Raw genomic sequence first — 26,062 nt, 5'->3', positions numbered from 1 at the left:
TGCTCGTCCGCGCCGCACGCAAGGGATCCGTCAGCTACGTCGATGCGAATCGGATCGAGATCGGCAGCGACGTCTATAACCTCCGCAAGTTCGTCGGCTTGAACGAGCGGACTTGCCAGAATCAGAAGCCGATCATCGAGGTCGGGCAAAAGGTCGAGAAAGGCGAGGTGATCGCCGACGGCGCCGCCACCTACAAGGGGGAACTGGCGCTGGGGCGAAATGTGCTCGTCGGGTTCATGGCCTGGGACGGATTCAATTTCGAGGACGCGATCATCATCAGCGAAGAGCTGGTGAAGAGCGACACATACACCTCGATCCACATCGAGGAGTTCGATATCGAAATCCGCGAGACGAAGCTGGGGCGCGAGGAGTTCACCCGCGACATCCCCAACGTCAGCGAAAAGGCGCTGCGCAATCTGGATGAAAGCGGCATCATCCGGATCGGCACGTTTGTCCGCCCGGGCGACATCCTCGTCGGCAAGGTCTCGCCCAAGTCGAAAACCGAGCTGACGCCCGAGGAAAAGCTGCTGCACGCGATTTTCGGCCGGGCCGGCGAAGACGTGAAGAACGATTCGCTCGAAGTCCCGTCGGGCGTCGAGGGGATCGTCATCGATACGCAGAAATTCTCCCGCCGGATGAGCCTTTCGGAAGACGAGCGCAAGACGTTCGAGAAGGCCCTTAAGGAAGCGGAGAACGAGGGGAATGCGAAAATCGCGGCAGCCTTCGGCGCGATGGTCACCGAGATGGAATCGATCCTGCAGCGACCGCTGACCGACGAGGACGGTACGCCCTTGGTGCGCGATCAGGAATCGCGGTTCGTCGCCGAACGGGCGCTGCAGTTCAAGCTCGAAGCGCTCGATATCCGCAGCCCGCAGCGCAAGGCGGATGTCGAAAAGGCCCATAAGAACCTGTGGCCAGCGGTCGAGGCGGCCATCGACGATCGCGACCGCAAACTCAACAGCATGAAGCGCGGCGACGAGCTGCGCAGCGGCGTGCTGCAAATGGTGAAGGTCTACATCGCCGCCAAGCGCGTGATCTCGGTCGGCGACAAAATGGCCGGACGGCATGGAAACAAGGGGGTGATCGCCAAGATCCTTCCCCAGGAAGACATGCCGTTCTTAGCCGACGGAACTCCCGTGCAGATTCTGTTGAATCCGCTGGGGGTGCCGAGCCGCATGAACGTCGGTCAGATTCTCGAGACGCACCTCGGCTGGGCCGGAGCGCTGTTAGGATTCCAGGCGATCACTCCCGTGTTCGACGGGGCGACGGAAGACGCGATCGTTCAATGCCTGGGGGACGCGAAGTTGCCCAAGCACGGAAAGGCCCAGCTTTTCGACGGCCGCACCGGCGAGCCGCTCGAGCAGGAAACCACCGTCGGCTACATCTACATGATGAAGTTGCATCATCTGGTGGACGACAAGGTCCACGCCCGCTCCACCGGCCCCTACTCGCTCATTACGCAGCAGCCGCTCGGCGGCAAGGCGCGGTTTGGCGGGCAGCGGTTCGGAGAAATGGAGGTCTGGGCGCTCGAGGCTTATGGCGCCGCATACATCCTTCAGGAGCTGCTCACCGTCAAGAGCGACGACGTGGAGGGAAGAACCAAGATTTACGAATCGATGGTCAAGGGAGAGAACACGCTCGAGGCCGGCACCCCCGCCAGCTTCGACGTGCTCACGAACGAAATCCGCGGCCTCGGTTTGAACATGCAGTTGGAAAAGCGACGAATCTGATGATCTCGGATTCTGAATCCTGAAATCTAAAATCGAAAATCCAAGATCGAAAACCGAAAATCCAAAATCTGACGTCGGGACGACCCGGCAGTGAAGCCACGGCTTCTCTGACGCCCGATCTCTGGCCCCTGACCCCTGACAAAGGAGCCTAACCGTGAGCAGTATTGGCGAAGCGTCTTACGATCGAATTAACGACTATACGGCGGTCAAGATCAGCTTGGCCCGGCCGCACGACATCCGCAGTTGGTCGTTCGGCGAGGTCAAGAAACCGGAAACGATCAACTACCGCACTTACCGCCCCGAAAAGGACGGTCTGTTCTGCGAGCGAATCTTCGGCCCGGAGAAAGACTGGGAATGCGCCTGCGGCAAGTACCGCGGGATGAAATACAAGGGGATGATCTGCGACCGTTGCGGCGTGAAGGTCACGCACAGCCGCGTGCGCCGCAAGCGCATGGGGCACATCGAGTTGGCGGCCCCGGTCGTGCATATCTGGTTCTTCAAGGCGATGCCCAGCCGCTTGGGCAATCTCTTGGACATGAAGACCACCAGCCTGGAAAAGGTCATCTACTTTCAAGATTACGTGGTGATCGACCAGAAGGACACGCCGCTTAAAAAGCAGCAGCTTCTCACCGAGGAAGAATACCGCACCGCACGCGAGCAATACGGAGAAGGCTCGTTCGAGGCCGACATGGGGGCCGAGGCGGTCCGCAAGCTATTGGTCGGACTCGATCTGGTCACGCTCTCCAAGACGTTGCGGGAAGATCTGCACGAAACCTCTTCCAAGCAGAAGAAGAAGGACCTCATCAATCGGTTGAAAATCGTCGAAGCGATCCGCGACAGCGACAACAAGCCGGAGTGGATGGTGCTCGACGTGATCCCGGTGATTCCGCCGGACCTGCGGCCGCTCGTGCTCTTGGATTCCGGAAACTTCGCTACGAGCGATCTCAACGATCTGTATCGGCGGATCATCAACCGCAACAACCGGCTCAAGAAGCTGGTGGATCTCAACGCGCCGGAAGTGATTATCCGCAATGAAAAGCGGATGCTGCAGCAGTCGGTCGACGCGCTGTTCGACAACAACCGCTGCAAGCGTCCCGTGCTCGGATCGAGCAATCGTCCGCTCAAGTCGCTCACCGACATGATCAAGGGTAAGCAAGGCCGGTTCCGCGAGAACCTGCTCGGCAAGCGCGTCGACTATTCGGCCCGCAGCGTGATCGTCGTCGGCCCGACGCTTCGCCTGCACCAATGCGGCCTACCAAAGAAAATCGCGCTCGAGCTGTTCCAACCGTTCATCATCCGCCGGCTCAAGGAGCTGGGCCACGCCGATACGATCAAGAGCGCCAAGAAGATGCTCGAGCGGAAGGACGACGAGGTGTGGGATATCCTCGAAGAGGTGATCCGCAACCATCCCGTGTTGTTGAATCGCGCTCCGACGCTGCACCGCATGGGCATTCAAGCCTTCGAGCCGGTGCTGGTCGAGGGGAACGCGATCAAGCTCCATCCGCTCGTGTGCAAGGGATTCAACGCCGATTTCGACGGCGACCAGATGGCGGTCCACTTGCCGCTTTCGATCGAGGCGCAGGTCGAAGCCCACACGCTGATGATGTCGACCAACAACATTTTCAGCCCGGCCAACGGCGCGCCGATCATCAGCCCGTCGCAAGACGTGGTCATGGGTTGCTATTACCTCACGATCTCGCTGCCGAGCCGCAAGGGAGAAGGGATGACCTTCTCTTCGCTCGACGAGGTGCAGTTGGCCTACTCGCTGGGTGTCTTGGACACGCACGCCCGGATCAAAGTCAAGCTGCCGCCGACGCGCCGGCTCAAGACCGACATCGAGGCGCAGGCCAAGCCGGGCGCGCTCATCGACACGACCGTCGGCCGCGTGATCTTCAACTCCGTGCTTCCCGACGGGATGCTCTTCTACAACATCCCGATGCGGTCGAGCGAGTTGGCGAAAGTCATCTCCGACTGCTACCAAACGCTCGGGCGGCGCCGCACGATCGACCTGCTCGACGACATGAACCGCCTCGGCTTCCGCAACAGCACGCGGAGCGGCCTGTCGTTCGCCACCGACGATTTGATCACGCCCTCGAGCAAGAGCCGGATCATTGGAGACGCCGAGAAGTCGGTACTCAAAATCTACAAGCTCTATCAGCGCGGCATCATCACCGAAGGAGAGCGCTACAACCAGGTGCTCGACGCCTGGACGCACGCCCGCGAAAAGATCACCACGGAGATGATGTCGGAACTCGAAAACGACACTCGCGCCTCGGGATACGTGAACCCGATCTTCCTGATGGCCCACTCCGGCGCCCGCGGCGGCGTCGAGCAGATTCGCCAGTTGGCCGGGATGCGCGGGTTGATGGCCAAGCCGTCCGGCAAGATCATCGAGACGCCGATCAAGGCGAATTTCCGCGAGGGTCTCACCGTGCTGGAATACTTCAGCTCCACGCACGGCGCCCGCAAAGGTTTGGCCGATACGGCCCTCAAGACGGCCGACTCGGGCTATCTCACCCGCAAGCTCGCCGACGTGGCCCAGAACGTCGTCGTCACCACGCACGATTGCGGCACCACGCAAGGCGTCACCAAGGGGGTCATCTACCGCGGCGAGAAGGTCGAGGTCGGGCTCGCCGATTCGATCCGCGGCCGGGTGAGCCGGGCGAACATCGTCAATCCGATCACCGACGAAATGGTCGTCAAGGAAAACGATCTGATCACGCCGCGCGTCGCTCGCCGGATCGAGGAACTTGGGCTGGAGAAGATCCAGGTCCGCAGCCCGCTCACCTGCGACGCCACGCTCGGCGTCTGCCGGCTCTGCTACGGCATGGACCTTTCCACCGGAAATCTCGTCGAGGAAGGGATGGCGGTCGGCATCATCGGAGCGCAAAGCATCGGCGAGCCGGGCACCCAGCTCACGATGCGCACCTTCCACATCGGCGGCGTCGGGCAGCGATCGATCGTCGAGAACGAAAGCCGGGCGAAAAAGGCCGGCGTCGTCCAGTTCACGCGGCTCAAGGTCGTGCGCAACGACGCCGGCGAGCAGGTCGTGCTCACTCGCAACGGCGAAATCCTGATCCTCGATCCCAAGGGGCGCGAGCTGGAGAAATACGAAGTTCCCGCCGGCGCCATCCTGAAAGTCGAAGAGAATCACGAGGTCAAGGTCGGGCAGGTCCTCTGCCAATGGGACCCGCACAGCATTCCGATCCTCGGCGAAGTGAGCGGCAAGGTGCGGTTCGAGGATGTGATCGAAGGGGAAACCACCCGCGTCGAGAAGGACCCCAGCGGACACGTCCGCCGGATGGTCATGGAGCACAAGGGAGACCTCCATCCGCAAATCGTTCTCGAAGACGCGAGCGGCAAGATTCTCGACTTCTACTATTTGCCGGAAAAGGCTTATATCGAAGTCAACGAAGGGGATACGATCTCGGCCGGCACGCTCTTGGCCAAGACGCCCCGCGAAGTCTCCGGCACCCAGGACATCACCGGCGGTTTGCCGCGAGTCACCGAAATCTTCGAGGCCCGCAAGCCGAAGGACCCCGCCGTCATCGCCGAGATCGACGGCACGGTCGAGCTGCTCGGCGAGAAGCGCCGCGGCAAGCGCACGATCATCGTCCGCAGCGAAAGCGGGATCGAGCGCGAGCATCTCGTCTCGCACGGCAAGCACCTTCGCGTTCACGCGGGGGACTTCGTCCGGGCCGGCGAGGCGCTGGTGGATGGCCCGCTCGTGCCGCACGACATCCTGCGCATCTCCGGCGAGGAAGCCGTGCAGCAGTACCTGGTGCGCGAGATTCAAAACGTCTATCGCAGCCAGCGCGTCGAGATCGACGACAAGCACATCGAGATCATCGTCGGGCAAATGCTGCGGAAGGTGCGGATCGAAAGCGTCGGCGATACGGGGCTGTTGCCCGGCAGCGTGATGGACAAGTTCGAGTTCCGCGGCGCCAATCAGAACCTGATGCAGTGCGTGAAGATCACGGAAAAGGGGGATAGCGACTTCGCTCCCGGCACGATCGTGCCCAAGGATGCCTTGGAGCAGGTCAACGCCCAGATCGAAGCCCTGGGCGGCGAAGCGTCGAAGGGCACCAAACCCAAGTCGGCCACCGCCAGCACGCAGCTCTTGGGAATCACCAAGGCGGCCGTGCAGAGTTCCAGCTTCATCTCAGCCGCCTCGTTCCAGGAGACCACCAAGGTGCTCACTGAAGCGGCCCTGGCCGGCAAGGTGGACCACCTGGTCGGGCTGAAAGAGAACGTGATCCTCGGGCACCTGATCCCGGCCGGCACCGGCTTCAAAACCTTCCAAGATTCGGAAGTCCGCATCCGCCGCGAAGCGCTCGAAGAATTGGCGAAGGAGAAGGAGCGCGTCCTCACCCGCCACTTCCCGCTCTTGGACGGCGGCGCCGCAGCCACCGACGGCGGCAAAGCCGCTCCCGCCGCCCCAGCCACCAGCCTGGAATCCCTTCTCGGCGGCGGAGATGGGAAGGGGAAGAAGGCGGAGTAAGTGTACTCTTCACCCTTGTGAGGAACGGACTACAACGTCATCACGTCGGAGCGAGACGACTACGCTGGATGGCCGCGCCGCCCCCAGCGGTTAAATCCTAGCGATCAAATGCTACGGCATTCCGGCCGGTTCAGGGACTCCGTCGCCCTTGACAGTCGGCCTGAATCCGATAACCTGATGAGTTCTAATGAGTTGAGTCAAAGAGACCCTTGGATTCTTGAAGAAACCATTCGATGCCCACGATCAATCAGCTCGTTCGCCGGGGGCGCAGGCCGCCCCGGAAGTTTAGCAAGTCGCCGGTGCTGGATCGGTGCCCGCAGAAGCGCGGGGTCTGCTTGCAAGTGAAGACCATGACCCCCAAGAAGCCGAATTCGGCGCTGCGGAAGATTGCCCGCGTGCGGTTGTCCAACGGCAAAGAGGTGACGGTCTACATTCCGGGGGAAGGGCACAGCTTGCAGGAGCACTCGATCGTGCTGGTGCGCGGCGGCCGCGTGCGCGATCTGCCGGGCGTGCGGTATCACATCGTTCGCGGGGCGCTCGATACGTTGGGAGTCGATGGCCGCAAGCAATCCCGCAGCTTGTATGGGGCGAAGAAGACGTAGTGACGTGGTGGACACTTGTTGGTACTCCGGTTCGCAAGCGAACCGGCTAACGTGGCCGTAACGACATCGCCGAGTTGAATCGTATTCCGGCTCGCGAGCGAGCCGGCTAATGGAGAGATTGTTGCATGGGTCGCATTACTGCTAGCCGCACGTCGCTGAAGCCCGATCCGCGGTATGGTTCGCTGTTGGCCAGCAAGTTCGTCAATTGCTTGATGCACGACGGCAAGAAGAGCGTTGCGCAGAAGGTGTTTTACGACGCCTTGGACATCATCAAAGGCAAGCTGCCCGACGCGAACCCCGGCGAGGTCTTCACGCAGGCGCTGGAAAACGTCAAGCCGTCGATCGAGGTCCGGTCGAAGCGCGTCGGCGGGGCCGCCTATCAGGTGCCGATGCAAGTGAACCGCAACCGGCAGCAGTCGCTGGCCATCCGCTGGATTCTCCAATCGATCCGTGAGAAAAAGGGGCGGCCGACGCACGAGAAGTTGGCCGAGGAGCTGCTCGCCGCCTACAATCGAGAAGGCGCGGCGATGTCGAAGCGGGAAAACGTCCACCGCATGGCCGACGCCAACAAGGCCTTCGCCCACTTCGCCTGGTAAGAAAGAGAGGGACTGGGGACTGGGGGCTGGGGACTGGCGATCACGGGCCGGCTTCGCCGGTCTTTTGTTCCCCAGCCCCTAGCCCCTAGTCCCCAGCCCCTCTTTATGTCTCGCAAGCTCGAAAACCTTCGCAACATTGGGATCATCGCCCATATCGACGCCGGCAAGACGACCGTCACCGAGCGGATGCTGTACTACGCGAAGGCGAGCCACAAGATGGGGGATGTCGACAAAGGCACCACCATCACCGACTTCGATCCCGAGGAGCAGGAGCGCGGGATCACGATCTATTCGGCCTCGGTCACATTCCAATGGAAGGACGTGACGATCAATCTGATCGACACGCCGGGGCACGTCGATTTCACGGCCGAGGTCGAGCGGAGCCTGCGAGTGCTCGATGGAGGCGTCGTGGTGTTTAGCGCCCGCGAAGGGGTCGAGGCCCAGAGCGAAACGGTCTGGCGGCAGGCGGATAAATACGGCGTGCCGCGGCTGGCCTTCATCAACAAGCTCGATCGCGAAGGGGCCGATTTCCACGGCACGCTCGACGAAATCCGCGAGCGGCTGAACTCGAATCCCGTGGCCGTTCAAATCCCTTGGGGTGTCGGCCCGCCGCACGTCGCCAATCCGTTTCGCGGCGTGGTCGATCTGGTCGGAATGCGGCTCCTGACGTTCACGCCCGAGAGCCAAGGAGCGGAGGTCATCGAATCGGACCTGCCAGCCGAACTGCACGACGAGGCCGAGCTGTGGCGCGAGCACATGCTCGAGCAGTTGTTCGATTACTCGAACGAGCTGGCGGAGTTGGTTTTGGAAAAATCGCCGGTGCCGGTGGAGTTGGTGCGGAGTGTGCTCCGCAATGCGACGTTGCACCGGTTGATCGTGCCGGTGCTCTGCGGTTCGGCGCTCGACTACGTGGGGATTCAGCCGCTATTGGATGCGGTGATGTTTTATCTTCCCAGCCCGGCCGACGTTCCGCCCATCGAAGGGATCGATCCGAAGAAGCCGGACGGCCGCATCAGCCGCAAGCCCGATCCCGAGGAGCCGTTTTCGGCGCTGGTGTTCAAGATTCTGGCCGACAAGCACGGCGATCTGTATTTCTTGCGGATTTACTCGGGGCGGCTCAAGGCGAACAGCCGCGTTTACAATCCTGGCAAGGACAAGAAGGAGAATGCCGCCCAGCTTTGGCACATCCAGGCCGACCGCCGCGAGCAAGTGCCGTCGGCCGAGGCGGGAGACATCGTCGGCGTGATCGGCCCGCGGATCTCGATCACGGGCGACACGCTTTGCGATTCCGCCGAGCCGATTCTGCTCGAGTCGATCCAGTTTCCCGAGACGGTCATCTCGATGGCCATCGAGCCGGAGACTTCGCTCGAGCGGAAGAAACTCGGCGACATCCTGGAAATGATGAAGCGGCAAGACCCTACCTTTCGCGCCCACGAGAACGAAGAGACCGGCCAAACGATCATTAGCGGGATGGGGGAGTTGCACCTGGAAGTGATCAAGCATAAGTTGCTGAGGGATTTCAACCTCGACGTCCGGGTCCACAAGCCGCGGGTGAGCTACAAGGAGACGGTCGCGTCGAACGCCGAGGCGCTGGGTAAGTGTCAGCGGCAGGTGGGCGGGCAAGTCTTGTTCGCCGAAGCGAAGATTCGCGTCGCGCCGCGCGGCAACAACAAGCCCTGTGAAGTCTTCACGAACTGGTTCACGGAGATCGCCGCGGTCCGCAACGCGGCAGCGATCTTGGTGAGCGCTCTGAAAGAACATGGCGAAGGGGGCGGCTTGCTCGGCTGCCCGCTTTGGAATTGCGCGATCGAGGTGCTGGAGCATCCGTTTCCCGAGCCGATGCCCGCCGAAGTGGCTCTGCGGATCGCCGCGGCCGACGCTTTCACGAAGGTCCTCGAAGCGGCCGGCATCGTGTTGCTCGAGCCGATCATGGCGCTGGAAGTGACCACGCCCGAGGACCATTTGGGCGATATCATCAACGACCTCCAGCAGCGGCGGGCGATCATCACGAGCACCCAGAGCCGCGGCGTGAACACCGTGATCGAGGCCGAGGTGCCGCTGGCCACGATGTTCGGCTATTCCGCGGCGGTGCGCAGTTTGAGCCAAGGCCGGGCCACCTTCTCAATGGAGCCGCTCAAATACGGCCCGGCGCCGACCGACGTGCAAGCTGCATTCATCTGAAGCACGCATGGTGATTCCATTTCCGCACGAACGACACAATCCGCCGCCCATGTCGCCGTGCTTGGATCGACCGGCAGCATCGGCCGCAGCGCGCTGGAGGTGATTGCCGCCTCCGACGGCGATCTCAACCCCATCGCGCTTTCGGCTCACGGCAATACGGCGGCCCTGATTGAGCAAGCGCGGCGATTTCGGCCGCGGTGGGTGATCGCGACGGATGAGCCCGCCGCCGCTCGGCAAGATTGGAGCGGTTTGCCGGAGGAGTGCGAGCTGCTCACGGGCGCCGATTCGCTCAGTCGCGTCGTTTCCGATCCCCAGGTCGATATCGTGCTGGCGGCGATCGTCGGCAGGGCTGGATTGCAAAGCACTTTGGCAGCGGTCGAGGCGGGCAAGACAATCGCCTTGGCCAATAAAGAGACGCTGGTGATTGCCGGAGCGATTGTGATACGTCTGGCGGCCCAATTCGGCGCGCTAATCCTGCCGGTCGATAGCGAGCATAGCGCTATTTTTCAGGCAATGCAAGCGGGCCGGCGCGAAGAGGTGCGGCGGATCGTGCTCACGGCCAGCGGCGGGCCGTTTTTGCGGCACACGCCCGAGCAATTGGCCCGCGTGACGGTTGAAGAGGCCTTGCGGCATCCGAATTGGAACATGGGTCCGAAGGTGACGGTCGACTCGGCCACGATGATGAATAAGGCGCTCGAGATTATCGAGGCCCGCTGGCTGTTCGATCTGGCGCCCGAGCAGATCGACGTCGTGGTGCATCCGCAATCGATCGTGCATTCGCTGGTGGAATTCGTCGATGGGTCGGTGATCGCCCAAATGAGCCCGCCCGACATGAAGCTGCCGATTCAGTATGCTCTGACCTATCCGCGGCGCCGTCGCGGACCGGCGGCGCGACTGGATCTATCCCGCGTGCTACAATTGGATTTCCAGCCGCCCGATCTTTCGAGGTTCGAGGCGCTGGAATTGGGATGGCAGGCGGCCCGGGCCGGGGGCACGACGGGAGCGGTGCTCAACGCGGCCAACGAGGCGGCGGTCGAGCGGTTCTTGGCCGGCGGGCTCCCTTTTGCAAGAATCGTTTCCGTGTGCCGTATCATTGTCGAACATCACCCATTTGAGCCTGACCCTTCGCTGGCACGATTGCTGGAATTGGACGCCTGGGCTCGAGAGGAGGTCTTGCGGTGGGATTGCACCTGATCGGCGCGCTCGGCATACAGGATTGGGTCACGGCCGCGATTGGCCTGGGGCTAGTGATCTTCGTTCACGAACTGGGGCATTTCCTGGTTGCCAAGGCCTGCGGGGTGAAATGCGAGAAGTTTTACCTCGGATTCGACATTAACGGTTGGCGAATCTTTCGATTCCGCTGGGGTGAAACGGAATACGGCATTGGCATCTTGCCGCTGGGCGGTTATGTGAAGATGCTCGGCCAGGACGACAACCCCACGCGGGCAGCCGAGGAACGGGAGCGGGCGAAGATGCAACAGTCGCACACCGCGGCGGTCAAGCATCCCGGCGATCTGCCCGCCGAGCCGACGAGCGACGAGCACATCGCCTACGATCCGCGGAGCTACATGGCCAAGAGCGTCCCCCAGCGGATGGCGATCATCTCGGCCGGCGTGATCATGAACGTGATCTTCGCCGTGATCTTCGCCGCGATCGCGTATCGAAATGGAGTTCGTTATATCCCCTGCGTGATTGGGGGCACGGCGCCCGGCAAGCCGGCCTGGACGGCGGGGATTCAGCCGGGCGACAAGATTATTCGCTTCGATAATGAGCGCGAGAGTGAAACCCTGCGCTACGATCACGATTTGCAAATGAGCGTGGTCCTCACTGGCGCTAATAATCCGCTCGATTTGGAAGTCCGACGCTACGGCACGGAGCAAACGGAAACCTTCGTCCTTCGTCCAATCGAGCTGCGACAAGGCGACAAGAGCTATCCGGGCATCGGAGTTATCGCATCCTTAAGCACAAAATTCGCGAGCGAGCCGACAATTCCAGATACGTCGGCGGCGAAAGCCACTCCGGAATTCAAGGCAGGGGACACGATCAAGTTCATTCGCAGAACGTCGGATCGCGGCAAAGAGGGGGAGAGCAATCAATTCGTGAAGCAACCCGTTGGCGACTACCAGCGGATGCAAGAGATTCTGGCAACGTTCGCGGATCATCCATTGGACATTTACGTCGAGCGGACGGATGGCGCAAGTCCGGGCACTTCAGCGACCGAGGTGAAGATCAATGTGCTTACGAATCCGATGCGCGTCTTGGGGCTGGTGATGGGGATGGGCCCGATCGCGGCGATCCAGAAGAATTCGCCTGCCGAAGCTGCCGGCTTCAAGGTCGGCGACCGCATCGTTTCCGTCAACGGCCAGCGCAATATCGATCCACTTCGATTGGGCGAGCCGTTGCGGAGCCTTGTCGGCCAGGAAGTGGCGATCGAGGTCGAGCGGACGGAAAATGGAAAGGAAACATCGACCGTCTCGCTAAAAGTAAAACCGCGTGCTCCGCGCAATTTCATGCCCCCTTCCGAAAACGGCCCCGGATCATCCGACGAATTGGGAATCGCTTATTCCGTTTCAAACACAGTCCAGTCGGTCGAGCTTGGAAGCCCGGCCGACGGGAAACTTGAACCGGGCGATGAACTCACTTCGGTGTCGTTTTCCGCGCCGACTGAAGACGAGAAAAGGACGAACAAGCTGTTGGCGATGCCCGAAAAGCCAATCGAGTTCGGCGCCGACCACCACAATTGGCTCCTCTTGCACCATGCTCTTCAGGTCGCTCCGATCGGACAGAAGGTCGAATTGTCGTGGTCGCGTGGAGCAGAAAAAAAGAGCGCTATTCTCGAAACGGCCGCCTCCAAGGATTGGCTTAACCCCGAGCGCGGTTTTCGAGTCGAGACCCTTTCAGCGTTCCGGCACGCCGATTCCTGGGGTGAAGCACTCGCGCTGGGGCTTCGAGAGACGAAAGAATCCGTCTGGCAAATCGCGACCACGGTCCGCAAGTTGGCGACGGGCCAAATACCGTTGACCGACCTTGGCGGACCGGGAACCATTGCCGCCGCGGCCGCGGTTAGCGCATCCGAGGGAATTTCGCGGTTCTTGATTTTTCTCACGTTTCTGAGCGCCAATCTGGCCGTGCTCAATTTTCTACCGATCCCGATCCTCGACGGCGGGCATATGGTATTCCTGCTTTACGAAGGCATCCGCGGTAAGCCGGCCAGCGAACGCACGATGATGGCCCTCACCTATCTGGGCCTGATCTTCATCCTCGTGCTCATGGTCTTCGTGCTCGGGTTGGACATCCACCGGCTCTGGCCGTGGTGACGATACGGAAGTACGAAGTACAAAGTGCAAAGTACGAAAAAAAGAGTTTGAAGTGGGACCTGGGCTGCGACCGCTTGCGTTTCGTACTTCGCACTTTGTACTTCGTACTTGATCGTGGCCCCCATGCTGATTCGCGCTGTATTGTTCGACGCCGTGGGGACGCTGATTTATGCCGATCCGCCGGTGGCGGTCGCTTATGCGAGCGCGGCGCGGCGGGTCGGCGCGGATTTGAGTGAAGATGAAATCGTCGCGCGATTTCGCCGTGCGTTCGACCGACAAGATTCCGCGGATCGACTGCTCCACGCTCAGCGCACTGATCCCGAACGCGAACGGCAGCGTTGGCGCGAGATCGTCGATGAAGTCTTTCGGGATGCGGTGCCGTGCGCCGCGGATCGCGAGACGCTTTTCGTCGAGTTGTGGACACATTTCGCGAAACCGGAAAGCTGGCGAGCTTTCGACGATGTTGAATTGTGTTGGCGATCGCTCGTCGAGCGCGGATTCGTCGTCGCAATCGCTTCGAACTTTGACGATCGACTGGAACAGATCGCCCGAGGGATCGTCCCTCTGCGTCATGCGGCGCGATTGTTCATGTCGGCGCGGATCGGTTTTCGCAAGCCGGCGGGCGACTTCTTTCAGGCCGTCGAGCGCGAACTCGGCCTCGACCCCGCCGCGCTCGTTTCCGTTGGTGACGACCCGGAAAACGATTACCGCGGGGCCAAGGCCGCCGGCTGGCATGCAATCCTGCTCGATCGGGCAGGCGGCATTCGATCGCAGGCTCCTCCGGACGTATTGATCACGTCGCTCGCTGAATTGCCAGATCGATTGTGATGATCGCCGCTTTTCCCCGCACAATCTCTCTTGCCCGCATTGCCGCGGCCGGTTAACATTTCGCGGCTCCAAGGAAGGAAAATCCCGCGCGAGGCGTTGCGCTTTGGGCCGGGGCGCCATTGCGGCCGAGAAAGGACACGATCATGGCCAGCCGTCTTGCAATGCTAGCGGAATTGATCGCTGGCCGGTTGGCGCGAACGGCGGATGGCGAGCTGCTGATCGACGGAGCCGCCACGCTCGACATTGCTGAGCCGGGCGACATCAGTCTGCTCGATTCGCCGGACAAAACCCATCGGCTGGCGCACTGCCGCGCGAGCGCCTTGGTCGTGCCCAGCGGTTATTTGCCCGATGATTTGCCGGCGATCCAAGTGGACGACGTGCATGCGGCATTCGCCGCGATCGTGACGCACTTTCGTCCCGTCCGGCAAATGGTCCGAATTGGGATTAGCCCGGGCGCCACGGTCAGTCCGACGGCGCGGCTCGGGGATGACGTCGATGTGCATCCCGGAGCGACGATCGGCGACCAAGTTGAGATTGGCGCCCACTCGACAGTCCACTCCGGTGCGCGCCTGCTGTCCGGCTGCGTGCTGGGGCGCGGCGTTACGATTTATCCCAACGCCGTCCTTTACGAAAATACGATCGTCGGCGATCGCTCTGTGATCCATGCTGGAACCGTGCTCGGAGCGTATGGCTTCGGCTACAAGTTGGTCTCGGGGCAGCACCAGCGTTCGGCACAGTTGGGGTTCGTCGAAGTGGGCTCGGATGTCGAAATCGGGGCCTGTTCGACGATCGACCGTGGCACGTATGCGGCGACCGTCATCGGCGACGGGTCGAAAATCGATAACCAGGTGATGATCGCCCACAATTGCCGCATCGGTCGGCACAACCTGATCTGTTCGCAGGTCGGCATCGCCGGCAGCACGACCACGGGCGACGGCGTTGTGATGGCCGGACAGGTGGGAGTTCGCGACCACGTACATATTGGCGCCGGGGCGGTGCTCGGCGCCAAGGCGGGCGTGTCGAACGACGTGCCCGACGGCGCGCACATGCTCGGCGCGCCAGCCGTTCCGCTGCGCGAACAGAAGCTCAAGTTTGCCCTGTTGGCACGTTTGCCCGAGATGCGCCAGCAGCTCAAGCAGTTGCAGCGGCAGATGGACGCGCTCCTGGCGGAGAGGGAAGTCGATCACGATCGGAAGGATCAGGCCGCGTAGCAGGCCGTCTGCGGCGTAAAAGGCCGGCGCAACAAAGACAGGGTACGCAAAATCGAAACTGCAAATCATGGTCGCAGACCGGGCGGAGTTGCAGAGCCTGGCAACGAAAATGCTGCGTCAAATCCGTCGTCCGCCCCGCGCCACGAAACAGATTTGCGCGTACATCGCCCGAAAGTCGGTTTGCTGGCCGGTTGGGGGCGATTCCCTGTCGCGCTGGCCGAAGCGCTCCGGCGCCGTGGCTACCATGTCTGCGGGCTGGCAATCAAGGACCATGCCGATCCAGCGCTGGCCGAATGCTGCGACGAATTCGCGTGGGTCGGGCTGTCAAAGCTGGGCCGAGCGATTCGCTACTTCCGCCGCCATGGCGTCCGCGAAGCGACGATGGCCGGCAAGATCCATAAAGTTCAACTGTATCAGCCGTGGGCGTGGTTTCGGTATCTGCCGGATTGGCGGACGCTCCGCACCTTTTGGCCCCACTTCGTCGCCGGCCGCCGGGACCGCAAGGACGACACGCTTCTGGCAGCGATCGCGGGAGCGTTCGCCGAGGCCGGCATCACCTTCGCTCCCGCCACCGACTACGCACCGGAGCTGCTCGTGAAACCGGGACGACTCACTCGGCGCGGCCCATCTCCCGCCCAGCAAAAGGACATCGAAATGGGTTGGCAATTGGCCAAAGAGCTGGGACGGCTCGACATTGGGCAAAGCGTCGCCGTTAAAGATCGGACTCCGCTGGCCGTTGAAGCCATCGAAGGCACCGACGAATGCATCCGCCGGGCCGGCGCGCTTTGCCGGGCAGGTGGATTCACAGTCGTCAAGGTAGCCAAGCCGCAGCAAGACATGCGGTTCGACGTGCCTACGATCGGCATTGGAACGCTCGAAGCAATGGCCCAATCCGGCGGCAAGCTGCTGGCGGTCGAAGCCGGGCGCACGATTCTCGTCGACGAATCGCAAGTCGTCGAATTCGCCGAGCGCCATGGCATCGTCATTGTGGCCGTGGAAGCATAGCCCTCATCGAATCAGCTTGCGCAGCGCCCGCAGCAAAAGAAAACCGGCGAAGCCGCCGGCGACGATGACGGGCACGAACGAACTGGCATCGCGGATCGGCTTGAATTGCGACTGCCCGTCTTTAAGTTCGATGTATCCGACGGGCGTGACGTTCATTCCCCCTCCGCCGCCGGAACCTTGCTCCCGACCGTCCCTCGATCCGCCGCCGCCTCCGAATCCCCAGCGGACCTTGGCGACCGGAACGACGGTCACTCCGTCCTTCTCGATCGGCTCAGAAAAAATGGCCGCCGAGCGGGCGTGCAAGCCGAACTTCTCCGCCATCCGTTCCAGAAAGGTTGCCGGCTCGGCGGTTGCGGGCTGATCCCGTTGCTGCATCGTGCTTTCCATGACATGGTCTCCGGCAAGATGAATCATATGTTCCTCACAACGATCTGCACAACTCGTGCCGCTCAACCTTCTATCATATCAGGAGGTTTCACGCCGCCTTTAACGATTGTCGCACTCGGTTCCGATTCTTCCTTCGCCAGCCGAACCATCCTAAGCCTGCCGACCCCATCGCCGCCATAACGACGCTGCTCGGCTCTGGCACCCTCGGCCCGTCGAAGGCTTGAGAAAAGTCGCTGACGGCCGCCACATTGATTGGCGATGTCGTGGTGAACGCGTCGCCTACTAGCAGAATGTCTTTCGAGACTTGAATCGTGGTCTGCGGCGCGAAGGTCATCGTCGCGAACGACATTCCGCCGTTCGGCAAGTTCTGTTGTTCGATCACCAATTGCTGCCCCAATTGTTGGTTCGACGCGTCGCGCACGACCTCCAAGATCGATGCCGAGCCACCCCCCGCCGTAGCGGCCGTGTAGCTCAAGTTGGCCATTGTTATCGGCAGCGATGGATTGAGTGCCGTCACGTCGAATGTTAGATGGGCGTCAACTGTCTGATTGCCGACGGTCAGGAATGGTCCGCCTTGAAAGAAAAGTCCGGTGTCGGGCGGCGGATTGATAGCGCTGACTTTGATATTGGTCGGATCGGGCTGCATCGCGCCTCCCGAGGACGTAGCGCTGAAGGTGAAAGTATCGAAGCGCTCGTTTCCCACGATGGCGTAGCTGCCAGGCACAAGCAAGTCGCTCAAATGGGCGTTCGTCAGATCGACTTGTGCCGCGCGGCTCGATTGGCAGACGGCGAGGCACGCGACCGCTGCGGCAAACATGAGGCAACGCACCGCGGGCCGTACGCCGAAAAGGATGGATCTGGTCGTGGAAAACATGTTCGTTTGTCCTGAGTGTTGGTTCTGGGGGGACGGGAAGCGGTTTGCTGCCCGCTGGCTTTCGCGCTATCCGGACTGGCCGGGCGGCGCCGTAGTTTTCGATCCGCTTCCTCTGTTCCGCATGTGTCTGATTGAATTCGCCGGATGATCGCGTCCGGTCGCGAAACGCCACGGAGGGAGTTTCCTACGATCCAGATGCGTCCGGCTGATCGCGCCGCGCGGCCTTTGACCCGCGCGTGGCGGCGCAATCGCTCCGATTCGCAGCTACCACGAAATCCGCTTGTGCCGGCGGCGGAAAATGCCGTTGACCATTGCCGGGCGGCTGCCGCGGGAATAGCTGGGCCGGCGACGGCGACGTTCCGGTTCCGAATTTCGGCGGCTGAAATCCACGGCGTAATCGAGTTCGTAATCGGCCTGATAGGAATAGCTCGGGGTATGCATGTCTTGCTCCTGGTAAGAACGGATAAATCAAAACGGGTGATGAACCGATCGCTGGGATAAGTTGGGTCAGGCGAGCGGAAGCGTCTGCTGGGAACTGGTTTTCTCCACGACTTGTCGCGCTTCGCTGCACAGCAGGGCCATCGCTTCGGTGTCGGCCATTCCCGCCAGATAAAACCAAGTGCCGAGCTGCCGAGCCCAAATCTCCTGGTGCACGTCGCCGTCGGCGCCGCACAGAACCAGAAGTGGGCCGCCGGCGCAGGACAATTCAACGGAGAGTTCCCGCAGCCCGCCTGACTCGGCGAGCGACGGGTCCTCCATATCCACGATGGCCAGCTTGACCGCGATCCGGTTCGCCATTCGGCGGGCTGTCTGGGAGTCGGCGCAGACCACGGTCGACCATCCGTTCTCCGCCGCCGCGCGCGACAGCGACTCGCGCCGGCTGCGATCGCTCGAAACGATCAAGCATTCCAACGTGTTTTTTGCCGCGACCGGCTTCACGGGGCGTTCCAACCTCGGCTTCTCGCGCGTCATGACTCCGGTCATGGGAGTGGCAATGGTAGGCATGGTTCGGTTGCTCGCTTTACTCAGGTAGAAATGGGTTAACGCTTAAGACGGGCCTTCGTCGCTGGCAGATCGCAAAGGACTCTTGGAGCCATCGCAATCATTGCCGGTCGGTTTCGCACCACGCTTACCTGCTTCTCGATTCCCGGATGGTCACCACGTAAATCGCCGATTGCGCCGGCGGTGGATGCCGTTGTAGCCGGTCGGGCGATTGCGGCGGACGAAATCGGCCCGGCGGAAGCGCTGGTTCGGCTGCGGCGCCATGTGCCGGAATTCGACCTCATACTTCAATTCCCGTTGGTCGTCGTAGCTGGAGATGGCTTGGTTCATCGTCGTTCCCTCGAATTCACACAACTAGTCACACACATATTCACACAAAAAATGCGACACGCTGAATCGGCCTTCGCTCGTTCCTTCGGGTCACACTTGCGATGGCTCTCTAAAGCAAGGTCCGTGCCCAATCGCACATTAAAAACCACGTCGCGCTCAAGTCGCGCCGCTCCATGGGCTTGCGCCGCGAATGAAAGTTATCGAGAAGAGAATTGCTCCGCGCCGCGTTTCACCGAGTTGCAGACAGTTTGTGCGCGGCGTTGATCCATTCCGTTGTCGCAAGAAACGCTTACGCTCGATTCCCAGATGCAGTGAAGGTTCCCAGAAGCTGGGAGAGAAAATGCGCACTCGCGAACGTCAGAAACGTCGCCATTGCGCGGCGCGCGCCGCATCGTTTGACCCGGAGCCATCGGCGACGGTGTTTTAGCGTGACGCCGTCGCCGATGGATCCGGGTTAAACGACGGAACAGCCCATCACGCGTGGCGCATGAAAAAACCCAAGGAGGCGATCCCTGGGTCGGTATGCGGTACGAAGCGCTGACGGCGGCATCCCGCTAGGACGGCGCCGTATCGTCTGCATCTGGCCCGAGCCGGGCCGGCTCGGGCTGCGATATCAGCCGCGTGAGCGTATTGGGATGCACGCCTAAGAGCTTCGCCGCGCGGCCCTTGTGCCCCCGGGTCACGCCGAGCGCCTGGCGGACGGCTTCAGTCCGCAGGCGGCCGAGGTTGAAGAACGGAAGCGAGGTTGGGGCCAAATTGTTCGCGGCTCGCGGCAACATCGGCTGTGAGTCCAAGATATAGGATTGCTCGATCACGTGCGACAATTGGCGGATATTGCCAGGCCAGTCGAACTCGCAAAAGTCGCGCAGCGTCTCGGCATTCGGCCGCCAGACGGGCCGGCGGTACTTTGCCGCGAAGCGGCTCGAGAAGAATTCGAGCAGTTCGGCGATGTCGTCCACCCGTTCCCGGAGCGGCGGCACGCGCAGCTCGACCATGTTGAGCCGATAGAAGAGATCCTCGCGAAACCGCCCGGCCGAGACCTCCGACTCCAAATCACGATTCGTGGCCGCGAGGATCTGGACGTCGATCGGCTCGGGGTGGGCCGCGCCGACTGGGGTCACCTCGCGCTGCTGCAAGACGCGCAACAGCTTCGGTTGCAGATCGAGCGGCATCTCGCCGATTTCATCGAGAAATGCAATCCCGCCGTCGGCCGCTCGGAACACGCCCAGCGAACTGCCAAGTGCCCCGGTGAACGCGCCCTTCTCGTGACCGAATAGTTGACTTTCGGCCAACGTGCTCGTCAGGGCCGCGCAATTCACGGGGATAAAGGGCTTCTCGAATCGAGGACCGCTGCGATGCAGCATCCGCGCCCAGATTTCCTTGCCGGTTCCCGTTTCACCCGAGATGAGGACGGTGCATTCGACTTCGGCGGCTCGCTGAGCATGCTGTGCCACTCGGCGAATTGCCGGATTCCGACCGAGCACCCATTCGATGTCGACCGGCGCGCGCAGAGCGGGCGCAGAGATTGCCGCCCCAATGCCAGCCAAAGGTCGTTCTGTAATGGTGCTCACATCAATATCCACCGGCCAACGAGATCGAGCGACACTCTGTATCAAGCAACGCTGTGCCGCCGACTATGAGTCATGGCGGCTAACAGCGGCACTCAATGGACGAGCGAAAAGGGCCTTAGCCGTAGCGCTTGTTACGACGGCGATGCATGCCGTTAAACCCAGTCGGCCGACTGAGACGCGTATGCTCGGGCCGGCGCGGACGTCCCGGCTTGTTCGGCTCAGGACGGCGGAACTTGATTTGATAGTCCAAATCCTGCTCGGCAACATAATCATTTGCTGCGTTCACGGTGCGTTTCCTTCTAAAAAATGAGAACATCAGAGAAGAAGAGGATCTGCCTCGTCTTCGCCGCCAATCCCCAAATTGCAGCCGCTCCGTTCATACGAAGCGCACAATTACCGCCAACGTCATAGGCAATGTCCGTTCCGAACCGGACAAAATACCGTTTCGCAATTCGCAAGGTATTGCGATGAAATGGGTTCGGTCCGCTTACGCGCGGTATTTCGACTCCGCATGCCGTGTTGCGAATTTCACTGTTTTGTGATACCGAATTCCGCGGAATTCGGCGCATCTCTCTATTCCGCAATGACTTTGGCGAGCCCCCCATTGTTTGGTGAGGATTCACTGATTTGGTGAGATCGTGAGAACGTTGGCGACTCGAGGCCAACGACGTCGAGCCCTTTAGCCCAAGGTTGGACGCGTCGGCGGACCAACCACGGGAACCGTTCGCGAACGCGAATTCCTACCCCAAAGGCCGTATTGCGATCATTTGTCTGCTTCGTCCTGGCTCGGGATCTGGTTTAGATCGAGGAGCCGGGCCTTGTTGATCGAGACGCTGTTCGACGAGCGCCAATAGAAGATTTGGCGGGCCAGCGTCTGTGCAGGAGGATCACCAGGCCGCTCCTGGCGGAACAGCTCGGCATCCCTGCGACCGTCCCCTTCGAGCGTGAGTAGATCCTTGGCCTCGGTATAGGTCAGCCGATGGGCGTTTGCAGTAAAGACATCCCCCTGCACGACCGCGTTGCCGATCGCTTCGAGTTCGATTGGTCGCCGCTGCGGCGCAGCCGCCATGGGCTTGGCGTCGGTCTGGCGAACCGTAAGCTGATCGCACGTCATTTTCGATCCGCCCGGCCCCAGATCGTCGACCTGATCGGGATTCAACTCATCCTCCCAGGACAGGACCGGACCATTCACGCTAATTACGTGGTCGTGGAAGGTGATTTCATGTTGGTTCAAATTGCCGGAAAGGGCGCCGTTAAAGGTCACATGAAGATAATTCAGCGGCGCTTTGTCGGCGGTCTTATGATTTCGACCCGTGGCGCCGCGACCGGCGGCGGCGCCGGAATGCCTGCCGCCGTGGTCTGCCGCGGCGTGTGAAACCGGCAGCACGGCGGAACTTGCCGCCAGCGGCCCCACGGCCGGCTGCATCGGATCGGGCGAATTCTGGCGAACGCTCGTCAGCCAGCCGGGCCCCTGGCCGAGGATCTCGCCGCTCAATTCGTTGATCATCAGGTCACCGGTCTGCATGTGATCTAGCGAAATCAGCTTATCGGGATCCTTGGCATCGAAGCCGCGGCTCTCCATCCACATGCCGCCGCGGCAGATGATTCGCTCGATCTGGGGTCGCTCTCCGGCTCTCGGTTGCGAAAAATCAATTCGCCGGTGCAGCAACACCTCGGCCACGTCCGTCCGAAACTTTCGCGCGCGACTATCGCCGACGACGGAGTGCTCAAAGTGGGCGGTGCTGCCGTCAAACGTCATTCCATCCTTCCAGGTGACGACCATCGGATCCGGCGCGGCAGGGGAGCGCATGATCGACAATGGCTCGCCTGGCGCCGGCTGGCTGCGCGCACCTTGACGAGCGTCGAACGGCTGGAAGACGGAAAACCCGGTTTGATTCTCGGGGAGTTTCATCCGGCCGGGTCCATCAATCCAGATTCGATTGGTGCGTTCGTTCATGCGAACGACATCTCCGTACATTTCGAGTCCGTTAGCGGCGACTTCGGCCGGATTGCCGCTGACCATGACTTCCCGGACTTCGGTTGTTGGCCCTCCGACGAGCAACTGTATGCGAATCAATTCACCTTGCACGAAGCTACGCTGCGCGGGCGGCGCATCTGCGGCTGTCTGCAATCCAATCGTCGCGCCGCCGAGTGGCCCTCCTGTAAGCGGCAATCGCCCCTGGCCGGCCGGTGATTGAGCCTCCGCCGAAACCGGGTTTCGAGGGCTCGATCCAACGAGCGGCGCGCCGACCGCGGCGATTCCAAATGGATTACCTCCCGGCGGCGCCGGAGCGGCCGCCGCCGGAGTCGGCGCTTGCTCAAACCATGCCTCGAGCTGCGATGTAGCGCCGGTAAGCTGTGGCGAATCGATCTGCACGTGTCCCCGAGCCTTCATTCGATCGGCGATCACTTGCCAGTGCGGAGGCGGAGAGCCGGCCACCGGCTTCTCGGTCGGCGGCAGTTCTTTGAGCCACAGGTCAATTTCGTCCGATGAGAGCGTCCCCTGCCCGGTGAAACTGGCTCGTGCGTCGCCGATCAGACGGATCAAGTGATTTTCGCCGTCCGGACCCATCAAGAGTTTCTTCGACCACTGGGCCTCGAAGAACTGCGGTGCGCTTGGCGAAGCCGCGCGATGATTCGCGGCGATGGGAAGTCCTAGTTGCGAGATGCCCGGTGAGGCCAATTGCCGCGCTCGCGGATCGCTGGATCGAGAATCCTGCCCGGCGGATTGCGGCGGCAGCCCGCGGAGCCAACCTGGGCCGATCGCATTCAGCCGACCGAGCCGACCGGGCTCGCCCGGCCAATAGACGATCGACGGACCATGAAACTCGTTCATCTCCTGCCGCAGCGTTACCTCCTGCGAGTCGTCGAGCGAGATTTGTCCAGTGACAATATCGTAGTCGAGGTGTTCGGCACGGGCATAGACATCGTTCGATTCGCCGCGCAGGATCACCGGAGTGCCGCGGGCTTCGATCCGCCGGGCTTCGAGGTTCGGAATCCGTTGCGAGCCGCCAGTCGCGTCGGGCGCGGATTTCGAGGGAGCCGCGGTCTCTCCGACCGCGGCCTCGCCGCTTGCGGTTTTCGGAGCAAAAAAAACCGAAAGCCAATCGCAGTTCATCTGGTCGCTTGGTCCATTTTGCTGCGCGCGAAACACGTCGACTTGGTCGCGAAACGTGGCGATGTATCGAATCATGTCGAACTTGAATGGGCCGTGGCAGCGAATGTCAACCGGCGGTTGCGGCCCGCCATTGGCAGCAGTGCGCGAATCGGTCGCTCGCTGGAAGGTGCGATCGTCGGGCCGCGGCAGAGCGTTCTCAGCGGCAGCGGCACGCCCAGGGGAAGCTGGTTTCTGTCCACCGCGCTGGCCATCAAGGGGCATCAGACCGCTGGTGCCCGGCACCAGCCGCATTTGCACGTCGCTCATCAGCTCGAACGACTCTAAACCGCCAATATTGGGGCCGCGCTGCTTGCCGGTCGCCGGCTTGCTGGAGGGCAACAGTCGGATCTCCATTTGGCGGCCATGACCTTCGTTAGGGCCGAACCAGAAATCGACTGGCGCATCCGTCGAGATTTTTTCGGTCGTCAATCGCACGTCGCGGGCCTCGACGAACAATTCATCGTTTGCTCCCAGGCGGCTGGGCGTGCCGTGGATCGTGACCGGCCCGCTCATTTGCCCCCCTTGGAATTGGCTAAACTTTCCTTGCAGCGGATCGAAAGGGCCGTCGAATTGGAGGAGCGCTCCCCGAGGCGAGTCGAGCACGATAACCCGTTGCGGAGCGCCGGCCGCCGCTTCGTCGCTTGGAAAAAACAGGATCGTGCAGGGGAAGAGTTGGACTCGACCATTGTCCAGGTTGTGGTATTCCTTGTAGAGCAACTTCGACCGGTCGTTGTCGAACACGATCGGATTGTCGAGCTGCCACGAGCCTGGCGGAAAATACGGCTTCAAGAGCAGTGAGCGATCTTTGCTCGGCTCGATGACGACCGGCTCGACGCTCGCGCCACGGTCCTCAAACGAAGGCTCGATAAAGGGCACTGCCACCACGTGATAGGCCGTGAAAGCGACCAAAGCCGTTGCTAGAGCGACGGCGGTGCGTTTCAGCTTGGCGATCATCAAAGGACTCACCCCTTGCCGCCGTACTTTTGGATTTGATCTTCCCAGCGGCCTTGCGCCTTCAAAACCAACTCGATTGTTTCGCGGACCGCGCCGCGGCCGCCGGGAGTGGTTGTCACGTAGTGCGCCGCGCGACGCAAGTCTTCGCTGCCGTCGGCCACGGCGACTCCTAGTCCGACAAAACGCACCACCGGCAGATCCGGCAAGTCGTCTCCCACGTAGCAAACCTGTTGCGGCTCGAGGCCCAATTCGGCGACGATCTGTTCGACGACCGCCAGCTTGTCCTCGACTCCCTGACGAACGATATCAACGCCCAACTCCGCCGCTCGCATCCGAACGATTTGCGACGAGCGGCCGGTAATCACGCCAAACCGATATCCGGCCCGCCGCCAAAGCTTGATGCCGAGGCCGTCGCGAATATGAAAGAGCTTGGTTTCGATTCCCTGGTTGTCGAACACGACGCTGCCATCGGTCATGACGCCGTCGACGTCCGACAAGATCAACTCGACGCGCGCGGCCCGCTCTTCGGTCTTCACGATGACGGCTCCACTGATGCAATTCAAAGATTGTTAACCGCCAAGGCGCCAAGGACGCCAAGAACACGGTTGATGAGCGAACCTCTTCGTATCTTGGCGTCCTTGGCGACTTGGCGGTTCAATTTCCTTTGCCACATCTCACGAATTGTCGCCGCGCGGCGCGGATTGTCGAGGGTGTGGCGGCCGATTGGTAAAGGCGGGGTTCTTGGGGGGTGGAACGGCAGAGGACTTTGCCGCCGGCGCAGCTTGTAACGCCAAATTCCCCTCAGGAAAGAGCGACACCACGTCGGTCACGTCGATCAATCCAACCGGCCGACCGGCCATGTCCACCACCGGCAATTCGCTGATCTTCCGCTCACCCATGATCTCGACCGCGTCGGTGAGCATCGAGCCGAGCGGAACAGTGGTCGGTCGCTTGGTCATTACGTCGCGGATCGGGCCATCCAGTGCGCCGTCGCGGCGGCTCTCGAATAGCCGGGCCAAATCGCTGTCGGTGAAGATCCCGCGGAGGATTTCATCCGGATCGACAATCATGATCGCTCCGGTCCGCCGGCCGGAGAAGCGGCGCTCGACAAATACCTGCCGCACGCTCTCGCTGCAAATGGCCACGCGGCAATCCGCAAGCGGCCGCATGCAATCCTCGACCTTGGCCAACTGCCTCCCGAGGCTGCCGCCCGGATGAAAGCGGGCAAAGTCCTCTCGCCCAAAGCTGCGCATGCGGCTTGTGACCAAAGCCAATGCGTCTCCCATCGCCAGCATGGCGGTCGTGCTCGTGCTCGGGGCCAAGCCCAGCGCGCAGGCCTCTTTGAGCGAGCCGAGCTGGATTGTCACATGGGCCGCTCGCCCCAGCGTGCTCGCTCGGCTGCCGGTGATGGCGATGTTCGGGATGCCGAGACCCTTGAGCGTCGGCAGCAGGCGAATCACTTCTTGCGTCTCGCCGCTTTGCGAGAGCACCAATAGGGCGTCGGTCCGATGGATGCGTCCCAGGTCGCCATGCACAGCCTCGCCGGCGTGCAGGAAATGGCTGCGCGTGCCGGTCGAAGAGAGCGTGGCCGCGATTTTCTGGCCGATCAAACCCGCCTTGCCGATTCCCGTGACAATGACGCTGCCGGGACAATGATATAGCTCTTCAACGGCCCGGCAGAATTCGGTGTCCAGCCTGCCAGCCAGCCCTTCCAGGGCCTGGGCCTCCATCTGGATGATCTGCTTGGCGTAACGAAGTTGCTCGAACGGGCTGAGCGGCCCAGGGGCCGGTGCGGCTGCGGTGCTCATCGCGCGGG

General features: G+C 61.5%; 20 protein-coding genes. 10 read left to right on the top strand and 10 right to left on the bottom strand.

The features are described 5' to 3' along the window. From rpoB to lpxI, 10 genes are all read left to right on the top strand, one after another. Window positions 1-1,730: DNA-directed RNA polymerase subunit beta (rpoB, locus tag VGY55_18725; GenBank protein ID HEV2972015.1), on the top strand; the 1,730-nt coding region annotated here is incomplete at its 5' end. Between the two features lie 154 nt (window positions 1,731-1,884). Beyond that, complete coding sequence (gene rpoC, locus VGY55_18720) at window positions 1,885-6,231, top strand: DNA-directed RNA polymerase subunit beta' (GenBank protein HEV2972014.1); 4,347 nt, start codon at window positions 1,885-1,887, stop codon at window positions 6,229-6,231. A 233-nt stretch (window positions 6,232-6,464) separates the two neighbouring features. Continuing rightward, on the top strand, window positions 6,465-6,833 hold the full coding sequence (rpsL, locus tag VGY55_18715; protein ID HEV2972013.1) for a 30S ribosomal protein S12: 369 nt from the start codon (window positions 6,465-6,467) through the stop codon (window positions 6,831-6,833). A gap of 125 nt (window positions 6,834-6,958) precedes the next feature. Further along, the gene (gene rpsG / locus VGY55_18710) at window positions 6,959-7,429 is read left to right on the top strand and encodes a 30S ribosomal protein S7 (protein HEV2972012.1); all 471 of its coding nucleotides are present in this window, start codon (window positions 6,959-6,961) and stop codon (window positions 7,427-7,429) included. A gap of 105 nt (window positions 7,430-7,534) precedes the next feature. Continuing rightward, entirely contained in the window at window positions 7,535-9,610 is a 2,076-nt protein-coding gene (gene fusA, locus VGY55_18705) for an elongation factor G (GenBank protein HEV2972011.1), read from the top strand. Between the two features lie 57 nt (window positions 9,611-9,667). Then, a complete protein-coding gene (gene dxr, locus VGY55_18700; protein ID HEV2972010.1) occupies window positions 9,668-10,804 on the top strand; it encodes a 1-deoxy-D-xylulose-5-phosphate reductoisomerase in 1,137 nt (378 codons plus the stop codon). Continuing rightward, on the top strand, window positions 10,789-12,927 hold the full coding sequence (locus VGY55_18695) for a site-2 protease family protein (GenBank protein ID HEV2972009.1): 2,139 nt from the start codon (window positions 10,789-10,791) through the stop codon (window positions 12,925-12,927). Before dxr ends, VGY55_18695 begins: the two co-directional genes overlap by 16 nt. Window positions 12,928-13,050: 123 nt before the next feature. Next, entirely contained in the window at window positions 13,051-13,755 is a 705-nt protein-coding gene (locus VGY55_18690; protein ID HEV2972008.1) for an HAD-IA family hydrolase, read from the top strand. Between the two features lie 143 nt (window positions 13,756-13,898). Continuing rightward, window positions 13,899-14,966 (top strand): UDP-3-O-(3-hydroxymyristoyl)glucosamine N-acyltransferase, encoded by a 1,068-nt coding sequence (lpxD, locus tag VGY55_18685; GenBank protein ID HEV2972007.1) that lies wholly within the window; start codon window positions 13,899-13,901, stop codon window positions 14,964-14,966. A gap of 153 nt (window positions 14,967-15,119) precedes the next feature. Further along, window positions 15,120-15,971 carry a UDP-2,3-diacylglucosamine diphosphatase LpxI gene (gene lpxI / locus VGY55_18680; GenBank protein ID HEV2972006.1) on the top strand — a complete coding sequence of 284 codons (852 nt, stop codon included), beginning with the start codon at window positions 15,120-15,122 and terminating at the stop codon, window positions 15,969-15,971. A 3-nt stretch (window positions 15,972-15,974) separates the two neighbouring features. On the opposite strand, the gene VGY55_18675 is transcribed toward lpxI, so the two are convergent. The 10 genes from VGY55_18675 to VGY55_18630 all read right to left on the bottom strand — a co-directional run. Then, entirely contained in the window at window positions 15,975-16,385 is a 411-nt protein-coding gene (locus VGY55_18675) for a spore germination protein GerW family protein (protein ID HEV2972005.1), read from the bottom strand. Window positions 16,386-16,446: 61 nt separating this feature from the next. Continuing rightward, the gene (locus VGY55_18670) at window positions 16,447-17,175 is read right to left on the bottom strand and encodes a PEP-CTERM sorting domain-containing protein (protein HEV2972004.1); all 729 of its coding nucleotides are present in this window, start codon (window positions 17,173-17,175) and stop codon (window positions 16,447-16,449) included. A 321-nt stretch (window positions 17,176-17,496) separates the two neighbouring features. Then, window positions 17,497-17,673, bottom strand: coding sequence for a hypothetical protein (locus VGY55_18665; GenBank protein ID HEV2972003.1), 177 nt, complete (start codon window positions 17,671-17,673; stop codon window positions 17,497-17,499). A gap of 66 nt (window positions 17,674-17,739) precedes the next feature. After that, window positions 17,740-18,237, bottom strand: coding sequence for a hypothetical protein (locus VGY55_18660; GenBank protein HEV2972002.1), 498 nt, complete (start codon window positions 18,235-18,237; stop codon window positions 17,740-17,742). A 150-nt stretch (window positions 18,238-18,387) separates the two neighbouring features. Next, window positions 18,388-18,564, bottom strand: a complete 177-nt coding sequence (locus VGY55_18655; protein HEV2972001.1) for a hypothetical protein — start codon at window positions 18,562-18,564, stop codon at window positions 18,388-18,390. Between the two features lie 554 nt (window positions 18,565-19,118). After that, window positions 19,119-20,135 carry a sigma-54 dependent transcriptional regulator gene (locus tag VGY55_18650; protein HEV2972000.1) on the bottom strand — a complete coding sequence of 339 codons (1,017 nt, stop codon included), beginning with the start codon at window positions 20,133-20,135 and terminating at the stop codon, window positions 19,119-19,121. 115 nt (window positions 20,136-20,250) lie between these two features. Next, entirely contained in the window at window positions 20,251-20,421 is a 171-nt protein-coding gene (locus VGY55_18645; protein ID HEV2971999.1) for a hypothetical protein, read from the bottom strand. Between the two features lie 477 nt (window positions 20,422-20,898). Then, the gene (locus VGY55_18640; GenBank protein ID HEV2971998.1) at window positions 20,899-24,246 is read right to left on the bottom strand and encodes a hypothetical protein; all 3,348 of its coding nucleotides are present in this window, start codon (window positions 24,244-24,246) and stop codon (window positions 20,899-20,901) included. Between the two features lie 8 nt (window positions 24,247-24,254). Then, entirely contained in the window at window positions 24,255-24,782 is a 528-nt protein-coding gene (locus VGY55_18635; GenBank protein ID HEV2971997.1) for an HAD hydrolase family protein, read from the bottom strand. Between the two features lie 138 nt (window positions 24,783-24,920). After that, on the bottom strand, window positions 24,921-26,062 hold a 1,142-nt coding region (locus VGY55_18630), incomplete at its 5' end, for a KpsF/GutQ family sugar-phosphate isomerase (protein HEV2971996.1).

The sequence above is a fragment of the Pirellulales bacterium genome, from assembly GCA_035939775.1.
GTDB lineage: Bacteria > Planctomycetota > Planctomycetia > Pirellulales > DATAWG01 > DASZFO01.
Note: the sequence above shows the minus strand (reverse complement) of the source record. Positions and strands in the feature narration are given on the sequence as shown.

Coding starts and splice junctions, on each gene's coding strand:
- VGY55_18690 (HEV2972008.1), top strand. CDS start 13,051: ATGCTGATTCGCGCTGTATTGTTCGACGCCGTGGGGACGCTGATTTAT.
- rpsL (HEV2972013.1), top strand. CDS start 6,465: ATGCCCACGATCAATCAGCTCGTTCGCCGGGGGCGCAGGCCGCCCCGG.
- lpxD (HEV2972007.1), top strand. CDS start 13,899: ATGGCCAGCCGTCTTGCAATGCTAGCGGAATTGATCGCTGGCCGGTTG.
- VGY55_18660 (HEV2972002.1), bottom strand. CDS start 18,237: ATGCCTACCATTGCCACTCCCATGACCGGAGTCATGACGCGCGAGAAG.
- VGY55_18665 (HEV2972003.1), bottom strand. CDS start 17,673: ATGCATACCCCGAGCTATTCCTATCAGGCCGATTACGAACTCGATTAC.
- fusA (HEV2972011.1), top strand. CDS start 7,535: ATGTCTCGCAAGCTCGAAAACCTTCGCAACATTGGGATCATCGCCCAT.
- VGY55_18670 (HEV2972004.1), bottom strand. CDS start 17,175: ATGTTTGCCGCAGCGGTCGCGTGCCTCGCCGTCTGCCAATCGAGCCGC.
- VGY55_18655 (HEV2972001.1), bottom strand. CDS start 18,564: ATGAACCAAGCCATCTCCAGCTACGACGACCAACGGGAATTGAAGTAT.
- VGY55_18675 (HEV2972005.1), bottom strand. CDS start 16,385: ATGATTCATCTTGCCGGAGACCATGTCATGGAAAGCACGATGCAGCAA.
- VGY55_18640 (HEV2971998.1), bottom strand. CDS start 24,246: ATGATCGCCAAGCTGAAACGCACCGCCGTCGCTCTAGCAACGGCTTTG.
- rpsG (HEV2972012.1), top strand. CDS start 6,959: ATGGGTCGCATTACTGCTAGCCGCACGTCGCTGAAGCCCGATCCGCGG.